At 71.6% G+C, this 19,984-nt stretch carries 19 protein-coding genes; 8 read left to right on the plus strand and 11 right to left on the minus strand.

The annotated features are described in order from the left end of the window. Positions 1-105 precede the first annotated feature (105 nt). Complete coding sequence (locus RI578_RS36720; RefSeq protein WP_310875115.1) at positions 106-588, plus strand: GtrA family protein; 483 nt, start codon at positions 106-108, stop codon at positions 586-588. A 15-nt stretch (positions 589-603) separates the two neighbouring features. Here the strand turns inward: RI578_RS36720 and RI578_RS36725 are convergent, their stop codons facing one another. Then, complete coding sequence (locus RI578_RS36725) at positions 604-984, minus strand: helix-turn-helix domain-containing protein (protein ID WP_310875116.1); 381 nt, start codon at positions 982-984, stop codon at positions 604-606. 103 nt (positions 985-1,087) lie between these two features. Here RI578_RS36725 and RI578_RS36730 point away from each other — a divergent pair, with 103 nt between their 5' ends. Both RI578_RS36730 and RI578_RS36735 read left to right on the plus strand, forming a co-directional pair. Continuing rightward, positions 1,088-1,495: a RidA family protein gene (locus RI578_RS36730; RefSeq protein WP_310875117.1), complete on the plus strand. Its 408-nt coding sequence runs from the start codon at positions 1,088-1,090 to the stop codon at positions 1,493-1,495. Positions 1,496-1,644: 149 nt separating this feature from the next. Then, positions 1,645-2,526, plus strand: a complete 882-nt coding sequence (locus RI578_RS36735; RefSeq protein ID WP_310875118.1) for an SDR family oxidoreductase — start codon at positions 1,645-1,647, stop codon at positions 2,524-2,526. 24 nt (positions 2,527-2,550) lie between these two features. Here RI578_RS36735 and RI578_RS36740 read toward each other — a convergent pair whose 3' ends face one another. From RI578_RS36740 to RI578_RS36760, 5 genes are all read right to left on the minus strand, one after another. Further along, positions 2,551-3,444, minus strand: a complete 894-nt coding sequence (locus RI578_RS36740) for a Gfo/Idh/MocA family oxidoreductase (RefSeq protein WP_310875119.1) — start codon at positions 3,442-3,444, stop codon at positions 2,551-2,553. 68 nt (positions 3,445-3,512) lie between these two features. Then, complete coding sequence (locus tag RI578_RS36745) at positions 3,513-4,712, minus strand: ROK family protein (protein WP_310875959.1); 1,200 nt, start codon at positions 4,710-4,712, stop codon at positions 3,513-3,515. A gap of 18 nt (positions 4,713-4,730) precedes the next feature. Next, positions 4,731-5,597 carry a carbohydrate ABC transporter permease gene (locus RI578_RS36750; protein WP_383558567.1) on the minus strand — a complete coding sequence of 289 codons (867 nt, stop codon included), beginning with the start codon at positions 5,595-5,597 and terminating at the stop codon, positions 4,731-4,733. A gap of 26 nt (positions 5,598-5,623) precedes the next feature. Beyond that, entirely contained in the window at positions 5,624-6,643 is a 1,020-nt protein-coding gene (locus RI578_RS36755; RefSeq protein WP_310875120.1) for a sugar ABC transporter permease, read from the minus strand. A gap of 30 nt (positions 6,644-6,673) precedes the next feature. Beyond that, positions 6,674-8,077: an extracellular solute-binding protein gene (locus RI578_RS36760; protein WP_310875121.1), complete on the minus strand. Its 1,404-nt coding sequence runs from the start codon at positions 8,075-8,077 to the stop codon at positions 6,674-6,676. A 143-nt stretch (positions 8,078-8,220) separates the two neighbouring features. Between RI578_RS36760 and RI578_RS36765 the strand changes: the two genes are divergently transcribed. Genes RI578_RS36765 through RI578_RS36780 form a run of 4 tightly spaced genes read left to right on the plus strand, consistent with a single transcriptional unit; the run spans position 8,221 to position 13,414 of the window. Beyond that, positions 8,221-9,267: a zinc-binding alcohol dehydrogenase gene (locus RI578_RS36765; protein ID WP_310875961.1), complete on the plus strand. Its 1,047-nt coding sequence runs from the start codon at positions 8,221-8,223 to the stop codon at positions 9,265-9,267. Positions 9,268-9,309: 42 nt separating this feature from the next. Continuing rightward, positions 9,310-10,110, plus strand: coding sequence for a sugar phosphate isomerase/epimerase family protein (locus tag RI578_RS36770; RefSeq protein WP_310875122.1), 801 nt, complete (start codon positions 9,310-9,312; stop codon positions 10,108-10,110). Continuing rightward, complete coding sequence (locus tag RI578_RS36775) at positions 10,107-11,471, plus strand: MGH1-like glycoside hydrolase domain-containing protein (RefSeq protein WP_310875123.1); 1,365 nt, start codon at positions 10,107-10,109, stop codon at positions 11,469-11,471. Before RI578_RS36770 ends, RI578_RS36775 begins: the two co-directional genes overlap by 4 nt. Further along, on the plus strand, positions 11,468-13,414 hold the full coding sequence (locus tag RI578_RS36780) for a glycogen debranching N-terminal domain-containing protein (protein WP_310875124.1): 1,947 nt from the start codon (positions 11,468-11,470) through the stop codon (positions 13,412-13,414). Before RI578_RS36775 ends, RI578_RS36780 begins: the two co-directional genes overlap by 4 nt. Positions 13,415-13,480: 66 nt before the next feature. Here the strand turns inward: RI578_RS36780 and RI578_RS36785 are convergent, their stop codons facing one another. The 5 genes from RI578_RS36785 to RI578_RS36805 all read right to left on the minus strand — a co-directional run bounded on the left by RI578_RS36785 (position 13,481) and on the right by RI578_RS36805 (position 18,392). Continuing rightward, positions 13,481-13,921 (minus strand): hypothetical protein, encoded by a 441-nt coding sequence (locus RI578_RS36785; protein WP_310875125.1) that lies wholly within the window; start codon positions 13,919-13,921, stop codon positions 13,481-13,483. 76 nt (positions 13,922-13,997) lie between these two features. Beyond that, positions 13,998-14,666, minus strand: a complete 669-nt coding sequence (locus tag RI578_RS36790) for a GntR family transcriptional regulator (protein ID WP_310875126.1) — start codon at positions 14,664-14,666, stop codon at positions 13,998-14,000. A gap of 193 nt (positions 14,667-14,859) precedes the next feature. Beyond that, on the minus strand, positions 14,860-15,585 hold the full coding sequence (locus tag RI578_RS36795; RefSeq protein WP_310875127.1) for an aspartate/glutamate racemase family protein: 726 nt from the start codon (positions 15,583-15,585) through the stop codon (positions 14,860-14,862). Between the two features lie 46 nt (positions 15,586-15,631). Further along, a complete protein-coding gene (locus tag RI578_RS36800) occupies positions 15,632-17,119 on the minus strand; it encodes an NCS1 family nucleobase:cation symporter-1 (protein ID WP_310875128.1) in 1,488 nt (495 codons plus the stop codon). 217 nt (positions 17,120-17,336) lie between these two features. Next, positions 17,337-18,392 carry a LacI family DNA-binding transcriptional regulator gene (locus RI578_RS36805; RefSeq protein ID WP_310875129.1) on the minus strand — a complete coding sequence of 352 codons (1,056 nt, stop codon included), beginning with the start codon at positions 18,390-18,392 and terminating at the stop codon, positions 17,337-17,339. 203 nt (positions 18,393-18,595) lie between these two features. On the opposite strand from RI578_RS36805, the gene RI578_RS36810 reads away from it, so the two are divergent. Beyond that, positions 18,596-19,969 (plus strand): extracellular solute-binding protein, encoded by a 1,374-nt coding sequence (locus tag RI578_RS36810; RefSeq protein ID WP_310875130.1) that lies wholly within the window; start codon positions 18,596-18,598, stop codon positions 19,967-19,969. Positions 19,970-19,984 lie beyond the last annotated feature (15 nt).

Raw genomic sequence — 19,984 nt, forward strand, 5'->3', positions numbered from 1 at the left:
GCTCGGTTCCCGAAAGGCAAAGGCCGGGCAAAGTGTCTCACGGTGGCGTAGTAGGCTGCGCGACCGGGAGTTGACGGTCGGTCGGCATGGGTGGGGGCGTGACGTGTGGCTCGGCTGAACGCGTCACCGGTCACTCCGGAGCCTGGCGAGCCGCTCCGCGCTCCCTCCACCTCCACGCGGCGCACGGTGTGGTCGCGGGAGGTCGGCTGGTTCGTCGCGATCGGCATCGTGTCGACCGTCGGGCAGGCCCTGTTGTACTGGGTGCTGCGCCTGTGGTGGCCACCGGCCGCCGCCAACCTGGTCTCCCTGCTGGTGCTGACCGTGCTCAACACCGAGGCGAACCGGCGGCTGACGTTCCGGCACACCGCGGCGGGGGCGGTCCGCGCCCATCTGGGAGCCGGCGGCCTCTTCGTGCTCGGCTACCTGGTCACGTCCGGCGCCGTGCTGTGGTTCAGGCACGCCGAGCCCGGCGCCTCGCCCGCCGCCGAGACCGGCGTCCTCGCCGCCACGTCCGTCGCCGTCACCGTCGTGCGCTTCGTCGTCCTGCGGCTGGCCGTCTTCCGCGGCCCCGCTCGCCGACGGCGCTGAACCGGGCGGCGCCCGTCATGCCCCGAAGCCGCGACGGGAAGCCTCGATGTGGCCCAGGTACTGGTGAGTCCAGTCGCACATGTGGTGCGTCGTCTTCAACAGCCCCCGCCCCGGCTCCGTGAGGGTGTACTCGACCCGCGGCGGCACCGTGGGGTGCACGCACCGCTCCACCAGCCCGTTCCGCTCCAGCATGCGCAGGTTCTGGGTGAGCATCTTGTGGCTGATGCCCTCGATCTCGTCCCGCAACTCGCTGAAACGCAGGGTGCGGTCGCCCAGCGCCTCGATGAGCAGAAGCGCCCACTTGTTGGCGATGTCCGAGAAGATCTCCCGCGCCAGGGAGTCCGCGCGCGTCAGGTCCGCGTCGTCGGGCGAGCCCGTGAACTGCTTGGTCACCATCAGGTTCCCCAGTCACTGAAAAGTGCGTTCTTCCATGTCAGCGTTCACTCTCCTACGGTTCCCGAGTAACCACAAGAGAGTGAACGGCAAGGAGAGACACGTCATGGCCATCACCCTGGTGAACCCCGGCGGACTGCCGGAGATCGACGTCTACCGGCAGGTGTCGATCGCGTCCGGATCGAAGCTGGTCTTCACCGCCGGGCAGGTCGCGTGGGATGCCGACGGGACCACGGTCGGCGGTGACGATCTCGCGGCCCAGGCCGAGCAGTGCTACCTCAACGTCGCCACCGCCCTGGCCGCGGCCGGTGCCTCCTTCGACGACGTGGCGAAACTGAACGTGCATGTCGTCGACTGGACCCCCGACAAGATGCCCCTGCTGCTGGAGGGCATCGCCCGGGCGACCGCGAGGCTGGGGGTCACCGCGGCACCGCCGGCCACCCTGCTGGGTGTCGCGGCGCTGGACGTGCCCGAGCACCTGATCGAGGTCGAGGCCACCGCGGTCGTCGACTGAACCCGACGGAGCTGTTTGAGGCTCTGAGCTCCGGACATGCGATTGCTGGGCGCCGCCGACCGGCGGCGCCGACCGCGTACGTGATCGTGTGGAGGCCAGTAATGGTGGAGAGGAACGGAACGGGCGGCGGACCGCTCGACCGTCCGGCGATGCCCCAGGAGGAGGCGGAGCTCTCTCCGCCGTACCGTTTCCAGCGTCAGCAGCGCCCCGGTCTGGAAGAGCGGATGGAAGTGCGCCCGCGCTACCTCGCCCCCCATTACCGGGGCTCCGGGAAGCTGGCCGGGAAGGTCGCGCTGATCACCGGGGGCGACTCCGGAATCGGCCGTTCGGTGGCCGTGCTCTACGCACGGGAGGGGGCCGACGTCGCGATCGTCCACCTGCCCGAGGAGCAGAGCGACGCCGACGAGACCAGGGAGGCGGTCGAGAAGGAGGGCCGCACCTGCCTGCTGCTGCCGGGCGACCTGTGCGACCCGGCCTTCTGCGCCGATGTGGTCGAACGCACCGTCGCGGAGCTGGGCGCTCTGAACGTCCTGGTCAGCAACGCCGCCTACCTCAACAGCCAGAACAGCCTGTCCGATCTGACCGCCGAGGACTTCGACCGGGTCTTCAAGACGAACGTCTACGCCTACTTCCACCTGGTGATGGCGGCCCTGCCGCACCTCTCCCACGGTGACGCCGTCATCGCCACCGCGTCCGAGGAGGCGCTCAAGGGCAGCGAGATCATGATGGACTACGCCGCCTCCAAGGCCGCCCTGGTGGTCTTCACCAAGTCCATCGCCCCGCACCTCGCCGAGCGCGGCGTCCGCGCCAACATCGTCTCCCCGGGCCCCACCTGGACGGTGCTCAACCTGGCGGGGCAGCGCTTCCCCGACGACTATCTGACGAACCTGGGCAGCTCGGCACCCATGGGGCGGGTCGCCCAGCCGGAGGAGGTGGCTCCCGCCTACGTGTACCTGGCCTCCGACGCGGACTCCAGCTTCACCGTCGGCGAGGTCATCGCCGTCACGGGCGGCCTGACGGACACCCGCTGAACGCGGGGCCGTCGCGGCGGCCGGTCAGCCGGGTACCGCCCGGTCGAGGAGGCTCTGCAGGTACAGGCCGCGCTGTGCGTCGATCGGGGTCGGCGTGCCGCTGCGGACGGCCGTCGCGAAGTCGTGGCGCAGGACGGGCCAGCACTCCTCGTGGTCGATGTCGGCCGTGTCGTAGACCAGCGGGTGCTCGGGGCCGAAGAGCTCGACGCGGGTGAGCGTGCGTGGGACGGCCACCGAGCCGGACAGCGAGGCCTGGCTGACGGCTCCGTTCTCGTGCTCGCAGGTCAGTTCGACCCAGCGGCGCGGGTCGCCGGTGGCGCGGAGGCCGGTGATGGGGCCGATCGCGGCATCCAGCAGGTCGAGCAGGTGGGGGCCGAGGTCGAGCAGGGCACCGTGTTCGAGGCGCCAGCCGGTGGCGAACTCGCCCTGCAGGAAGGCGCCGTGGAGGTAGCAGGAGCGGGCCCCGGCCACGTCGACGGCGCGCGCGGCGTCCAGGAAGGCCCGGGTGGCCGGGTGATAGCGCTTGGTCAGCACCAGTTGGGAGACCACACCGGCTTCCGCGACCGCGTCGGCCACGCGGTGGGCCGAGGCCAGATCGGGCCCGAGCGGCTTCTCCAGCAGCAGGGCCTTGCCCCGCTTCGCCGCCAGCGGTGCCAGCTCGGCCTGGACGGCGGGCGGCACGGCGAAGGCCACGGCCTCGCAGCGGTCCAGCAACTCGTCGAAGTCCGCGGCGACATGGGCGGCGTAGGGCTCGGCCGTCTCGCGGGCGGCCTCCGTGCGGCGGGCCCAGACCGCGGCCAGCCGCGTCTCGGGCCCGGCGGCCAGTATCCGGGCGTGCATCGTGCGGGCCCAGGGGCCGGCGCCCACGAGTCCGACCTCGACGGGCCGGCCGGTCCAGGGGGCGGGGGCAGCGGTCACGGTGTTCCTGTCTTCCTGGTGCTGATCGGGATTTCTTGGCGGGAGCGCGGGGAGGGGCTGCGGTGCGCTCACGGCGCGAGGCGGTCGAGGCGGGCGTCGGCACCGGCGGGGGAGTAGAGGTGCTCCACGACCATGGCGGCGGCCCCGACGAGTCCCGCGTGGTCGCCGAGCCGCGAGGTGACGACCTGGAGGTTGGCCGTCGCGCGGGGCATCGCGCGCTGGTAGACCAACTCGCGCACCCCGGTCAGGAAGGGCACCCCGGACAGCTCACCCGCGATCATGAGCACCCCGGGATTGAGCAGCGTCACGACGGTGACCAGGACCTCGCCCACCCGCCGCCCGGCCTCCCGGGCCAGCCGTACGGCGTCCGGATGGCCCTCGTTGAGCAGGCGCCGCACGTCCCGACCGGAAGCGGTGTCCAGGCCGAGGGCGGACAGCTCCTTGGCGATCGCGCGCCCACTGGCGACGGCCGCGAGGCAGCCGTGGGAGCCGCACATGCACAGCGCGTCGGACCGGTCGTGCAGGCGGATGTGCCCGATGTCGCCGGCGCCGCCGTCGATGCCGCGGTAGAGGCTGTCGCCGATGACGACACCCGCGCCGATGCCGGTGGAGACCTTCAGCAGCAGGAAGGACGAGCAGTCGCGGTGGTTGGCCTGGTGCTCGGCCAGCGCCATGAGGTTGGCGTCGTTGTCCACGAGCACCGGGACGGCGTCGGCCTCCGGGTCCAGGCCCATCCGTGCCGCGTATGCCTTCTGAAGCCGCTCCCGGATGGGGTACCGGTCCCAGCCCGGCATGATGGGCGGCTCGATCACCCGACCGGACTCCCAGTCGACCGGGCCCGGGACGGACAGCCCGATGCCCACGACACGGGACGCCGGCACCCCGGCCGCCGCGATCAGGTCCGGGAACCACTCGGCCAGCCGGTCCAGGACGTGATCGGGGCCCGCACCGACATCCATCGGCCCGGTGTGCTCGGCCAGGATGGTGCCCGCGAGATCGAGCACGGCGGCGCGGGCGTGCCGGGTCTCCAGGTCGAAGGCGATGACCGAGGCGTGGCTCGGATCGAACGCGATCCGGTGGGACGGGCGGCCACCGGTGGAGGCTCCCGTGGTGTGGCGCAGCCATCCGGCGCGGTTGAGCAGGTCGAGGCGCTGTCCGACGGTCGACCGGGACAGTCCGGTGGCGTGCTGGAGGTCGGCCCGGGTGTTGGCGCGGCCGCTGCGGATCAGCTGCAGCAGCGCGCCGGCGCTGGCCTGACTCGGCGTCATCATGGTGTCCCCCACGGCTCAACTCTTGTCGGCGCCGCTGGTCAGACCCTCGGTGAGCAGTCGTTCGGCGGCGAAGAACAGAAGTACCACGGGGATCGTCAGCACCACGGAACCGGCCATCAGGATCGTCTTCGGCACCTCGATGCCGTTGGAGAGCTGGGCCAGTCCCAGGGAGACCGTCCACTGACCGGGGTCCGCGGCCAGGAACAGCAGCGCGAACAGGAACTCGTTCCACGCGATCATGAAGACGTACAGCCCGGTCGCCATCAGGGAGGGCAGGGCCAGCGGCAGGATCACCTTGCGGACGGTCTGCAGCCGCGAGCACCCGTCCAGCGCCGCGGCCTCCTCGATGGAGGCCGGGATGGTGACGAGGTAGTTCTTCAGCATGTAGATCGACACCGGCACGGTCTGGGCGACGTAGACGATGGCGAGACCGACGAGGCTGGAAGACAGGCCGATCTTCGCGAAGATGACGAAGAGCGGCACGGCCAGCAGGGTCGCCGGGAACATGTACACGGCCAGGAAGAGGGCGCTGACCTGGCGGTGGCCGAAGAACTTCAGCCGGCTTACGGCGTAGGCGCCGGGCACGGCGGCCACCAGGGTCAGCGCCACCGTGCCGAGGGAGACCAGCGCGGAGTTGACCAGGAACTTGAGGAAGCCCTGGCCGCCGTCGTCGGTGGAGCGCAGTACGTCCTGGTAGGTGGAGAGGGTGAAGTCCTTCGCCGAGATCCACAGGGAGCCCGGGTCGAGCAGCAGCGCGTCGATGGGCTTCAGCGACAGCAGCACCATGTAGTAGAAGGGCAGGAGGGTGATCACGGCGAGGAACGCGATGACGATCCACCGCGCGACGCCGAAGAACCGCTCCTCGAACCGGGCCCGGCTCAGCGCCGCCTTCTGGGGCACGTTCTGCGTCACGCTTCCTCCTGGACCTTGTTGCCGAAGAACTTGAAGTAGAGGCCCAGCAGGATCATCAGTACGAGGGCCAGGACGAGCGCCTGGGCGGCCGCGGCCCCCACGTCGTAGCGGGCGGTGAGGAAGTCGTAGACGCGCACCGCGGCCACGTCGGTGCCGGCTCCGCCTCCGGTGAGCAGGTAGACGTCGTCGAACTTGTTGAACGTCATGATGAAGCGCAGCACGCACAGCAGCGCGATCACCGGCATCAACTGGGGCAGCAGGACGTGCCGGAAGCGCTGGGTGATGGTGGCGCCGTCGACCAGCGCGGCCTCCTCCAGGGTGTCCGGCACCGCCTGCAGCCGGGCCAGGATGAACAGGAAGGCGAAGGGGAAGTAGCGCCAGCACTCGAAGACGATGACGGTCAGCAGCGCCAGCGGGATGTCGAAGTGCAGACCGAGGAGGTTCACCTCGTACTCGCGGGTCGACAGGAACGCGATCGGGTCGTCCCAGCCGAACAGCCGCCGCCCCCAGTCGTTCACCACGCCGTACTGCGGGCTGAGCGCGACCTCCCAGACGAAGGCCACGGCGACGACGGGCGCGACGTACGGCAGCAGCATCGCCGCGCGCAGCACCCCGCGCCCCTTGAACGGCTTGCGCAGCGCGAGCGCGGCGACCAGGCCGAGGACCACGGAGCCGAGCGTGGAGCCCGCCGTGTAGAGCAGGGTGGTCCACAGGCTGGACCAGAAGCCGGCCGAGTCGAAGACCTGCGCGAAGTTGTCCAGGGACCAGTTGCCGAACAGGCCCATGCCCTGGATGTCGACGAGCTTGGCCTTCTGGAAGGCCAGCAGCACGGTCCACGCGATGGGCAGCACGACCACCACGAGGACCACGAGGAAGGTGGGGGAGACGAACGCGAGGCCCGCTCGGTTGGCGCGCCGGCTGGCGGTCATCGGACGGCGGCCCGGTGCGTCGGACCGGTCCGTGGACCGGGGGCTGGTGTCCCGGCGCTGCGGCGCGCCGACTGGGGCTGTTGTCATGAGGGACCTTCGTGACGTGCAGGCGGGCGGCTACTGCAGGGACTTCTTCAGGGCGGCGACCTCTTCGTCGGCGTCGCGTGCCGCTTCCGAGGGCGAGCTCTGGCCGCTGGTCATGGCGCCGATGGCCTTCGGTACGGGCAGTTCGCCGTTGGTGGCGCCGACGAGGGCTCCCTCGCCCTGGGTGATGCCCCAGCGGCGCAGGTTGCCGACACCGTCGGCGAGCTGGTCGAGCAGGGTCTCGGGGAAGACCTCGTCGAGGGGCTTGCGGGTGTCGACGCCGATGTCGCTGTGGCGCCAGGCGTCGAGGTAGCGCTCGGGTTCGGCGGCTGTTCCCTTGCGGACCGGGATCTTGCCCTCGGGCGCCATGCCGAACCAGGACTCGTAGCCGGTGCCCATCATGTACTCGATGAACTCGCGGGACGCCGCGGTCTCGGCCGTCTTGGTGGTCACCCAGGACGTGATCTCGCCGAACTGGGCCGCCTCCTGGGCGTCGGGCCCCTTCATCGCGGTGACGATGCCGCTGTTGTCCGACAGGTACCGCGGGTCCTTCGCGCACTGGGGGCAGCTGGGCAGGGCGTCCCCCCGCAGGCCGGCGAGTTCGTCGAGCAGGAACGAGGACCAGATGACCATGGAGGACCGGCCGGCGAAGTAGGTGGCGCGGGTGGAGTCCACGGTCTGGGTGCCTGGCGCGCCGTAGGTGCGGGCGAGCCGGTCGTAGGTGCGGAAGGCGGCCTCGCACCGCGGGGACTCGAGGGCGACCTCGTGCCGGTCGTCGACCAGTTGGCAGTCGTTGGCCAGGGCGAGGCTCTCGAAGCTCTGCGAGGTGAAGACGTCGCTGGGGTCGGTGGCCGCCGAGATGCCGTCGTGGCCCTTGGTGGTCAGTGCCTCGGCGGCGGCCAGCGTCCTCGCGTACGTGTCGGGAGCCGCCAGGCCCTTCCGCGCGAACTGGTCCTTGCGGTAGACCAGCAGCTGGAGCCAGGCGTCGGAGGGCACGCCGAGACTGGTGGCGCCGTCGGAGGTCAGCTCCAGCGCGTTGGGGTTGAAGGTGTCCCGGCCGAGTTCGCCGACGATCCGTTTCGGGATGTCGGTGTTCAGCAGGCCGTTGGTGTACATCTGCCAGACCTGGCCCATGGGGGCCGCGCCGATGACGTCGGGCAGCGTGCCCGACGCCGCCGCCGACATGATCAGCTGCGGCATCTGGGCCTCGTCGACCCCGACGAGTTTGACCTTGATCCCGCTCTTCTTCTCGAACCCGTCGATGACCTTCCGCGTCGCGGCGACGCGGTCGGGGAGGTTCTCCTGGGACCAGACCGTGATCTCACGGTCCGGCTTGCCGGGCCCGGTGCTGCCCGCGCAGCCCGAGAGCAGCCCGATTCCCATGGCTGCCGTGACGCCGACCGCGGTCGTCCTCGACCGCAGGGTCCTGATGCGCATTGAGTGTCCTCGTTCCGGCTTACGTCTGCTCGCCACGCATCACAGCACTACTTTTGCTGGTTGACAAGACATAAGTTGCGGATATTGTCGACGCAACCGCACCAGCAACCCTTCCGGAGCCCTTCGTGTCAGCCGTGTCATCCGTGGAGCGCGTCGTCCAGTTCACCGGCCCCCGTCAGGTGGAGGTGGCCGAGCACGTCAGGGCCGAACTGCCGCCCGGTCATCTGCGGGTCCGTACCCGTTACTCGGGCATCTCGGCCGGCACCGAACTCACCGCCTACCGCGGCACCAACCCGTACCTGACCCGGACCTGGGACCCCGGGGCGCGGCTCTTCCGCGACGGTGCGCCCGGCATCGAGTACCCGGTGGCCGGCTGGGGCTACTCCGAGGTCGGCGAGGTCGTCGAGGTCTCCCCGGAACTCGCCGGCACCCCGGGCCTGCCGGCCCCCGGCGACCTGGTCTGGGGCATCTGGGGCCACCGCAGCGAGGGCATCGTCCCCGCCGAGCGCATGATCGGTCACACCCTGCCGACCGGGCTCGAACCGCTGGCCGGGGCCTTCGCCCGGGTCGGCGCCATCGCCTTCAACGCCGTCCTGGCCGGCGACATCCACCTCGGCGAGGACGTCGCCGTGTTCGGCCAGGGCGTCATCGGCCTGCTCACCACCCGCCTCGCCCGGCTCAGCGGTGCCCGGGTCACCGCCGTCGACGCCCTCGACGGCCGCCTGGAGATCGCGAAGCGGTACGGCGCCCAGTACACCCTCAACGCCCGCACCGACGCCGTCGCCGAACGCGTCCGAGAGACCACCGGTGGCCTCGGCGCCGACCTCGCCATCGAGATCAGCGGTGCCTACCCGGCCCTGCACGAGGCGCTGCGCTCGGTCGCCGCCGGCGGCCGGGTGGTGGCCTCCGGCTTCTACCAGGGCGACGGCATCGGCCTGCGCCTCGGCGACGAGTTCCACCACAACCGGGTCCAGCTGATCTGCTCCCAGATCGGCGGCGTCCCGCCCCAGCTGTCGAACCGCTGGACCGTCGAACGCCTTCAGCAGACCTTCCTGCGCCTGGTCGCCGAGGGCCAGGTGGACGTCGACACCCTGGTGAGCCACGTCGTCCCCGTCGCCGACGCCGCCGACGCCTACGTACTGCTGGACGAGCGGCCCGCCGAGGCGCTGCAGGTCGTCCTGGAATTCTGAGACCCGGCTCCTCTGCGACCGGATTTTTCTGAAAGGCCCCCCATGCTCAAGACCGCCGTCCAGGAACAGCTCCTGCCCGGGGACACCCTCCAGGCCAAGTGGGACTTCGCCCAGCAGGCCGGCTACGACGCGATCGAACTGCGCGGCAAGGGCGACCTCCACTTCGCCTCCCGTCGCGGCGAACTCAAGCAGGCCCGCGAGGACGGCGTCGTCATGCCGACCGTCTGCGTCGACATGCCGCACTTCCTCGGCGCCTTCGACGAGGACCTGCGCCGCGACGCCGTCGCCCAGATGAAGTCACAGCTCACCGTCATCGCCGAGATCGGCGGCGTGGGCGCCCAGACCCCGGCCTCGTACGGAATGTTCTCCCGCCGCCTGCCGCCCTTCACACCGCCGCGCACCGAAGAGGAGGACCGCGAGGTGCTCCTCGCCGGACTCACCGAACTCGGCGAGCACGCCCGCCGCGAGGGCGTCACGCTCTTCCTGGAGCCGCTCAACCGCTACGAGGACCACATGGTCAACCGGCTCGAACAGGCCGCCGACCTGATCCGCGCCGTCGGCCTGGACTCGGTCCGGATCGGCATCGACAGCTACCACATGAACATCGAGGAGCCCGACCCCGCCGCCGCGATCCTCGCCCACGCCGACGTCATCGGCCACGCCCAGGTCTCCGACTCCAACCGCTTCCAGCCCGGCGCCGGACACCTCGACTGGCCCGCCTGGCTCGGCGCCCTGCACACCATCGGCTACGACGGCCACCTCGCCCTCGAATGCCGGCTGACCGGCGACCCCGTCGAGGCCGTGCGCTCCGTCCCCGCGTTCCTGGCGAGGTCGGGCGCGTGAAGTCCCCTCTGGAGCTCCTGGACCGGCCCGCGCCCACCGCGCCCGCGGACCTGACCCTGCGGCGCGGTGCGGCGCGGGTCCTCATCGACAACTGGACCGGCACCTCCACCGTCCCCTCCCGCACCCTCTACCCCCACCAGTGGAGCTGGGACTCCGCCTTCGTCGCCATCGGACTGCGCCATCTCTCGGTGCGCCGCGCCCAGCGCGAACTGGAGTCCCTGCTGGCCGCGCAGTGGGCCGACGGACGCGTGCCGCACATCGTCTTCAACCCCGCCCTGCCCCACGACGCGTACTTCCCGAGCCCCGACTTCTGGCAGTCCTCCCGGGCCGGCCGCGCCGCAGGCGCACCGGCGACCGCCGAGACCTCCGGCATCGTCCAGCCGCCGGTGCACGCCCTGGCGGCGTGGCTCGTGCACCGGGCCGACCCGGCGGAGTCACGGCGCCGCGGCTTCCTCGCCCGCGTCCACCCCCGGCTCACCGCCTGGCACGACTACCTCCGCACCCGCCGCGACCTCGGCGGCGGGGGCCTCGCGGCCGTCGTCCACCCCTGGGAACCCGGCATGGACAACAGCCCCTGCTGGGACCGGGCCCTCCAGCGCGTAGAACCCAGCCCGCCCGACACCTTCCGGCGCGCCGACCTCGACCACGGCCACCCCGCCGATCGGCCCACCGACCTCGACTACGGCCGCTACGTCCGGCTGGCCACCGAGTACCGGGAAGCCGGCTACGACGACCGCGTCGTGCGGCACCGGTTCGCCGTGGAGGACCCGTGCTTCAACGCGCTGCTGGTGGTGAGCGAACTCGCCCTGGCCGCCATGGCACGCGAACTGGGCCTGCCGGGGCAGCGGCACACCGAGCGGGCCGCCGAGCTGACCCGGGCACTGACGGACCGGCTCTGGGACGAGGAGGCCGGCCTCTTCCGCGTGCGCGACCTGCACACCGACACGCCGGTCGAGGAGGGGAGCGTCAGCGGACTGGTCCCGCTCCTCGTGCCGCACCTGCCGCGGGACGTCGTCCGGCGCCTGCACACCACGCTCACCGGCCCGCGCTTCGCCGCCCCGGCCACCAGCCTGGTCCCGAGCTACGACCTGACCGGCCACGCCTTCGACCCCACCCGGTACTGGCGCGGACCGGCCTGGTTCAACACGGCCTGGCTGATCGAGCGAGGGCTGCGCACCCACGGCCTCCAGCAGGACGCCGAACGTCTGCGCGCCGACTTCCTCGCCCGTGCGGGACGCTCCGGATTCGCCGAGTACGTCGACCCGTCCAGCGGGGAGGCCCGCGGCACCCGGCACTTCTCCTGGACCGCAGCTCTCGCCCTCGACCTGCTGAGCGCCGACCCGAAGGAGCCCATGCCGTGACCGCGGCCGACCCCCGCGTCCAACTGGTGCGCGACGCCACCTTCGTCCGCCTCGGCACCGACGGGGAGATCAGCGGCATCCGCGGGTCGACGCCCGACGGACTGTTCTTCCAGGACGCCCGGCACCTCAGCCGCTGGCGACTCACCGTCGACGCCGGCGCGCCCACCGCCCTCGTTCCCGCCACGGCGGACACCGACGACACGGCCGCCTGCGTCCTGACCCCCGAGGGCACCCGGGACGACCCGCCCGCGTACACCGTCTTCCGGCGGCAGAGCGTCACCGCGGGCACGTTCACCGAACACCTGAGTCTGGTCAGCAACCGCCCCGGCCCCGTGACCGCCCGCCTCGGCCTCACCGTCGACGCCGACTTCGCCGACCTCTTCGAACTCCGCGCCGACGACCGCCACTACGCCAAGCCCGGCGGGGAGCACGGGGTCCAGGAGACCGCGGACGGTCTGCTCCTCACCTACCGGCGAGCAGACTGGCACGCCCGGACCGAGGTCGTCTGCCGCCCCGCCCCGGACTCGGTCGACGCCCCGGAGGCCGAACCCGGGCCCACCGCGCGGACGTTCACCTGGCACCTGCCGCTCGACGCCCACGGCCGGGCCGACCTGCACCTGACCGTCCGCGCCCACCCGCACGGACGTACTATGCCCGCCGCTGCCGCTGCCGAACGGCGCCCGAACCGGCATGAACCGACGACGGACGTGGCGGACGCGACGGACGCGACGGACGACCTGACGCTCACCGTCGAGCGCGGTCTCGCCGACATCGACCTGCTGACCATCCCGGTCCCCGGCGTCGACGGCGAGGACGTGCGCGTCCCGGCCGCCGGTATCCCCTGGTTCCTCACCCTGTTCGGCCGCGACTCACTGCTGACGTCGTACTTCCTGCTGCCGTACCGGCCCGCGACGGCGGCCGCCGTCCTGAGCGCGCTCGCCGCCACCCAGGGGCAGCGCCACGACGTCTTCAGCGGCGAGCAGCCCGGACGCATCGTCCACGAGACCCGGCACGGCGAACTCGCCCACTTCCGGCAGGTGCCGTACGGCCGGTACTACGGTGCCGTGGACGCCACGCCGCTCTTCCTCGTCCTGCTCCACGCCCACCACGAGGCGACCGGCGACCGCTCCCTGGCCGTACGTCTGGAGCGGCACGCCCGGAAGGCGGTCGACTGGATGCTCACCGACGGCGGCCTGGAGAAGCACGGCTACCTCGTGTACACCCCCGACCCGGGCGGGCTGGTCAACCAGAACTGGAAGGACTCCGCGGGCGCCATCTGCTTCCGCGACGGCACCCAGGCCCAGGGACCCATCGCGGTGTCGGAAGCGCAGGGCTACGCCTATGACGCGCTCCTGCGCACGGCCCGGCTCGCCGAGGACATCTGGCGGGACGAGCCCTACGCGCGTCGGCTCCGCGAGACCGCCGCCCGGCTGCGGGACCGCTTCACCGCGGACTTCTGGATGCCGGAGGCGGACTTCCCGGCGCTCGCACTGGACGGCGACGGCCGCCAGGTCGACGTGCTGGCCTCGGACGCCGGGCACCTGCTGTGGTCGGGCATCCTCGACCCGGAACGCTCCCGCCGGGTGGGACGACGGCTGCTGGAGCCGGACTTCTTCTCCGGCTGGGCGATCCGGACCCTCGCCGCCGGCCAGCGGCCGTACCACCCGCTGTCGTACCACCGGGGCAGCGCCTGGCCGCACGACAACGCGGTCATCGCCCTGGGCCTGGCCCGCCAGGGGCTCACGGCCGAGGTGCGCACCGTCGCCGAGGGGCTCGTCGCGGCGGCGGCCCACCACGGCCACCGGCTGCCCGAGGTCCTCGCCGGCTACGACCGCTCGGCGACCGCCGGACCGGTCCCGTATCCCCACTCCTGCTCCCCCCAGGCCTGGGCGGCCGCCACCCCGCCGGCCCTGCGGACGGCACTGGAGCAGGCACGGCGGTGACGGCCCGGCAGTGGGCGATCCCCACGAGCGGTGACGTGCTTACCGCCTTACTGCGGGCTTGCTGCCTCACTGCGGGGTCGTGCGGGCCCGGTCGTGCTCCGGCGTGCCGACGTGATGGCGGCAGCCCGCGTCGTGCCGTGCGCCCAGAGAGGTCCACCACCGCTCGCAGCAGTCGTCGCGGAAGGGGACGCGGGCGGCAGCGGGGCGGGTGCACCCCGGGCCGTGCACGGCCCCGTCGGAGTGCTGCCAGAACGCGCAACAGGGCTTCAGCGTCGCGGCGAGCGGCTGCCGCAGGCGGGGGCGTGCCAGCCGCTCGGCGCGCTGTGCCCGCGCGACCCGCAGCCGGTGCTCCGTCCGGGCGCGGGCGGCACACCAGGCGAACACGGCGGCGGCGTACAGGCCGGGCAGGGCGAGCCACGGGTGGTGGGTGGCCGCGTATCCGGCCGCCGCGAGAAGGAGGGCGGCGGCGGCACGGCACGCGCGGGCGGTGCGCAGGCTCGGCGTCACAGGGAACTCCCGTTGGTCGGCGACGGAGAGGGCCTCGGGACATCCGTATGCCCGCTGTTCGCCGCCGAAAGCCGCGCTAAGGCTGTTCGTTCTCCTGCGCCCGTTCCCGCGCGTGGTGGCCCAGGGCCGCGCTGCGGCTCGTCGCCAGGTGATGGAGGACGAGCGCCTGTACGCGCTCGACGTCGCGCTCCGCGATGGCCTGGTAGAGAGCCTCGTGTTCCAGCGCCACGGCCAGCAGGTCGTCGTGCTGGCCCATGAGCCACCGCAGCCGGCTGCGCAGGACGCGCTCGAGTTCGTTGAGGAGCTCGTTGGCGGCCAGGGAGATGACCGTCTGGTGGAAGTCGGCGGCAGCCCGGCGGGCTCGCACCGCGTCGTCCGCGCGGGCCGCCTCCAGTTCGGCGTCCACCGTCGCGCGGAGCTTCTCCAGCCCGGGACGTGTGTGCCGCTGGGCGGCGAGCCGGAACGCCAGGGTCTCCAGGCCCGAACGGACCTCGTCGAGGTCGGCGATGTCGCTCGTGGTGAACTCCCGTACCACCGCCCAGGATCGCGGTCGAGGCGTCACCAGGCCCTCGGCCACCAGGGTCTTCAGGGCCTCCCGGACGGGCAGCCGGCTCACACCGAGCGCCTCGGCCAGCTCCCGTTCCACCAGGCGGCTGCCCGGCCGCCGCGCACCGTCGACGATCTCGTCGCGCAACTGCCGCGTGACCCGCTCGGACTCGGGCGTGAAGCCCTCTGACGCAGCCATCGCCGTCCTTCGTCTGTCTTCCCGTTCCGAGGCGCGCCGACCGCGCCGGTGCGGGGCGTCGGTCGGGCGGCCCGTCAGAATACCCCGCGGCCGGTGTGGCCGGTGTGGCCGGTGTGCGGCCGGTTTGCGGCCGCCCACCGGGGGCGCGGGACAGGGGAGAGGGACAGGGGGAGAGGCACGGGACTCGGAGGTCTCAGACCGCCTTCGGGGGCCAGTTGACGATCTGCTTGGGGCGCGGTCGCGCGTAGGTGCGCACCTTGGACGTGGACAGGCCGAGCCGGACCAGTGACTCGGCGATCGTCACGGCGGCGGCGATCCCGTCGACCACGGGGACACCGGTGCGTTCCACCACGCGTTCGGCGAGACCGGCCATGCCGCCGCAGCCCAGGCAGATCACTTCGGCGCGGTCCTCCTCGACCGCGCGGGCGGCCTGCGCGGTGATGGCGTCCACGGCGGCCTGTTCGTCCCGTTCCAGTTCCAGTACGGCGAGCCCGCTGGCGCGCACGGAGGCGCATCTGGCGCTCAGCCCGGCCACCTCCAGCCGCTCCTCGATCAGGGGGACCGTGCGGTCGAGGGTGGTGACGACGGAGTAGCGGCGGCCCAGGAACTGGGCGGTGCTCGCCGCGGCCTCGGTGATGTCGACGACGGGGACGTCGAGCAGTTCCTGAAGACCCTCCCGGCCGTGTTCGCCGTACCCGGCCTGGATCACCGCGTCGAACGGCTCCGGGTGCGCGCGGACGGTCTCCATGACGGCGATCGCGGCGAGGTAGCTCTCGTAGTTCCCCTCGACGGACTCCGCGCCGAAGGCGGGGGTCAGGGGAACGATCTCGGTGCCGGGGGAGGCCGCGCCGGCCGCCTGCTTGCCGATCGCGTCGGTGATGGACTGCGTGGTGTTGACGTTGACCACGAGGATGCGCATGGGCGGGCCTTCCGCTCGGGTGGGGAGTGGCGCGGCGACGGCGGAGCTATTCCGCGGCGACGGCGATGGCTTCGCCGTCCACGTCGCGGATCGGCGAGGCGCGGTCGGCGATGAGCGCGTACAGCGCCGCGGCGATGATCGCGCCGATGAACCAGGAGAAGCCGGCCGCGGCGTGGAAGTAGGGCACCAGGGCGACGACGACGGCGATGGCGGCACTCGGCACGAAGGCGGCGACGGCCCGCGGGTTGTAGCCGCGGCGGTAGTGGTACTCGGCGCCCGCTTGCTCGGTGTAGAGGGCCGGCACGTTCACCCGGGACTTCCGCAGCAGCCAGTAGTCCGCCATGATCACGCCGAAGAGGGGGCCGAGCAGGGCGCCCAGCCCGCCGAGGAAGTAGTTGACGACGACCGGGCTGTTGTAGAGGTTCCAGGGTGTGATCACCAGGCCCAGGATCGCGCTCACGAGGCCGGCCCGGCGGAAGTCGAGCCGGTGCGGGAAGAGGTCGACCAGGGCGTAGATCGGTGCCACGAAGTTGGCCAGCAGGTTCACCGCCACGGTCAGGGCGATGAGGGCGAGTGAGGCCACGGCCAGCAGGAACATGTGGGGGATGGTCCTGACGATGTCCGTCGGACTGGTGATGACGTGCCCGTCGAGAGAAAACTGCGCTCCGCTGAGGATCGCCACGATGACGGCGAAGAAGAGCATGTTCACGGGGATGCCGATCACGTTCCCGCGGACGATGGAGCCGCGGCTCCTGGCGGACCGGGTGAAGTCGCAGAAGTTCAGGACGAACGTCCCGTAGATCACGACCCACAGGGCGGCGGCCTGGAGGACCTGGAGCCACATCGCGCCGCCGGTGAGCGGCTCGCCGTTGGACAGGCTGATCGAGCCGTCCGCCCGGACGAACATCCACACCGCGAGGGCGCACATGGTGAGCAGCGTGGTGGGCGCCGCGAAGGCCATGTACCGGCGGATCATCTGCATCCCGTAGCTCACGATGACCACTTGCAGGGCCCACAGGACCAGGAAGGTGATCCAGCCGAGCGTCGACTGGCCGAGCAGGGAGTTCGTGTCCAGGCGGGCCAGGCCGGGGAACATCGCCACCAGCAGGGTGCTCAGCACCGCGGAGGCAAGGTAGGTCTGGATACCAAACCAGGCGATGGCGACGGCGCCTCGAACGGCGGCCGGGAGCTTCGCTCCTTTGATGCCGAACGCGATGCGGCTCATCACGGGGAAGGGGACGCCGGTCTTGTGTCCCATGAACCCGGACAGCGTCAGCAGCAGGAAGAGCAGGACCGACGCGAGCGCGAAGGCGGCGAGGATGCCCCACACGTTCAGTCCCAGGGCGAACAGTCCGATGGCGAAGGCGTAATTCCCGAGGCTGTGAACGTCGTTGGCCCACAGCGTGAAGACGTTGTAGGCGCCCCAGCGGCGCCCTTCCCTCTTCGTCGGGGCCAGGTCGTACGTGTACAGACCCGAGCTGGGGGCGGTGTCGCTGGTCTCCGCGGGCGAGCGGCGGTCTTCCAGGGCAGTCATACGGGACTCCTGGGATCAGGTGCGGGGAGTTGGAGAGTTCCACAAAGCGGAAGCGGCGTTCCGATGAACAGAACGTAGTTTTCGCCAAACGGCACCGTCAAGAGGTCTGCGGCAAAATGGAATACCATTTTTGAGCAGGCGCGCTCGCCTGCCCGTCACTGCCCTCATCGGACCCGTCGTGGGCCCGCTGCCCGCGCTCGCCGCACCGACCGCCCCCTCAGCGCCGCTCGTGGCCCTCCGTGCTCTCTCTCAGGACGAGCCGGTGGGCCACGATGCGGTCCTGGGGCGACAGCACACCCGAATCGGCGCCGTCACTCACGCCGTCCGGTCCCGTCGCCTCCTCGATGCGGCGCTGGAGCAGTTGCACGGCGACCTTGGCCACCGCCGCCTTGTCGGGGGCCACCGTGCTCAGCGTCGGTACGCTGAAACGCCCGCCCTCCACGTCGTCGAAGCCGATGACGGCGACGTCCTCGGGCACCTTGACGCCGTGCTCGTGCAGGGCGCGCAACGCGCCCAGCGCCAACTGGTCGTTGAGACAGAGCAGCGCGTCGGGCCGCGCGCCGTCCCGCAGCGCCCGCGCCACTGCCTCGGCGCCGTCGGGCATCCGGAAGGAGTCGACCGGCAGCAGGGCCGCCGGATCGTAGGCGATGCCCGCTTCTTCCAGGGCGGCGCGGTAGCCCCGGGTGCGGGCCTCGGCCGTCCCCAGACCCGAGTCGTCGCGCCCGCCGACGGCGAGGACGCGGCGCCGCCCGAGACCGATCAGGTGGTTCGTCGCCTCGCGCGCGGCGCTCTCGTTGTCGATGGCCACGTGGTCGGCACCCTCCTCCAGCAGCTCCCCGAGCAGCACGGTGGGCGGGGCGCCCGCACGGTCGCGCAGGTCGTCCGCGGTCAGGGCGAGCGGGCTCAGGATGATCCCGTCCGCGAAGGCGGAGCCGAAGCCGGCCAGCGCCGCCAGCTCATGGTCGCGATCCGCCCCGGACTGATGGATCAGCACGGTCAGGGAGCACTGCTCGGCCTCGCGGATCACATGCCGCGCCAGCTCGGCGAAGTACGGGATGTCCAGTTCGGGAACGACCAGGGCGATGATGCCGGTGCGGCCCTTGCGCAGATGACGCCCGGCCAGGTTCACCCGGTAGCCGAGCTGTTCGATGGCCTCGCGCACCACCTGCCTGGTCCGGTCGGAGACATGGGCGTAGTCGTTGATGACATTGGAGACCGTCTTCTCCGACACGCCCGCACGACGTGCGACGTCCTTGATCCTGGGCCGTGCCACCGAGACCTCCCTGCCTCTCACGCGAGGGCCGAGTCTATGTCCCGCTACCGCACCGGCCCGAGCGCAGGTCGGAGTAACCCCCCGGCGTGACTCCCCGCGCACCGTCGCCGCTGCCCGTCTTGGGGCCACAGCTCTTTACAGCCCATGTACATCGATGTAAAAACTAGCCACCGCATCAGCGTCCGGCCGTCGAAAGGTCCGCGATGAGTTCCCGTTTGCCTGCCCGGGGGGTGCCGGCCGCGTCCGACCCGGTACGCCGCCTCAGCCGCCGTCGGCTCCTGCGTCACACCATGGCCGGAACGGGAGCCCTGCTCGCCGCGGGCCCGCTCTCCGGCTGCGCCTCACCGGCCTCCGCCTCGGGCGCTTCCGCGCTGAGCGTCTGGGACCTGTTCCAGGGCGGCGACGGGATGCTGATGGACGACATGATCGAGGCCGTCTCCAAGGGGGCCGCGGGGGCCGAGGGCTTCGAGGTCGACCGCACGATCCTGGACTGGGGCCCGTCCTACTACACCAAACTCGCCATGTCCGCCGCCGGCGGCCGGGCCTCCGACGTGGCCGCCATGCATCTGTCCCGGCTGGCGGGCTACGCGCCCGGCGGCCTGGTGGACGCCTTCGACCTGGACCTGCTCGCCGAGTTCGGGGTCACGCGGAAGGACTTCACGCCGGCCGTCTGGGCGCGCACGCAGCACGATGGAACGGTCTACGCGATCCCGCTCGACGTCCACCCGTTCATCGTCTTCTACGACAAGGAGGCCGCGGACACCGCCGGTCTCCTGGACTCCTCGGGGGAACTGGCTCCGATGGGCTCGCCCGAGGCGCTGCTGGACGCGGGCAAGGCCCTCGCCGAGGCGACCGGGGAGTCGGGCATCCTCTTCGGCCACGTCACCGACACGGCACAGAACTGGCGGCTGTTCGCCGGCCTCTACGCGCAGACCGGTGCCGAGTTCACCCTGCCGGACGGGGGACCCCCGGAGATCGACATCGACGCCGCCGTACGCGTCGTGACGTTCATGAAGCAGCTCTTCGACGGCCGGACCAACCCCAACAACCTGGACTACTACGGCTCGGTGGCCGCCTTCACCGGCGGCCGCGGCGGCATGGCCATGCTCGGGGAGTGGGAGCTGCCGACACTGAAGCAGTCCGGCATCCCCCTGGGGGCCGCCCCCTTCCCCCAGGTCTTCGAGAAGCCGGCCGTCTACACCGACAGCCACAGCTTCGTCCTCCCGCACCAGGAGAACCCCGACCCGGCGCGGCGACGCGAGGCCCACCGGTATGTCGCGGAGATCCTCAAGCAGAGCCTCACCTGGGCGAGCGCCGGTCACATCCCCGCCTATCAGCCCGTGCTCGCGGAACCGGAGTACGCGGCCCTCGACCCGCAGTCCTCCTACGCGGACGCCGCGAAGGTGGCGGTGCTCGACCCGCCCAACTGGTTCGTCGGCGCCGGTTCGAACTTCCAGAACCGGATGTGTCAGCCGCTCCAGTCGGCGCTGCTGGGCAACACGTCCGCCGAGAAGGCGGTGCGTCAGATGGTCCGCGAGGCGGACGCGCTGCTGCGGCAGCCCAACCCGGTGGCCTGACCAGCAGAAGGAGTG

The organism is Streptomyces sp. BB1-1-1, from assembly GCF_031597775.1.
In the GTDB taxonomy this organism is placed as follows: Bacteria; Actinomycetota; Actinomycetes; order Streptomycetales; family Streptomycetaceae; genus Streptomyces; species Streptomyces thinghirensis.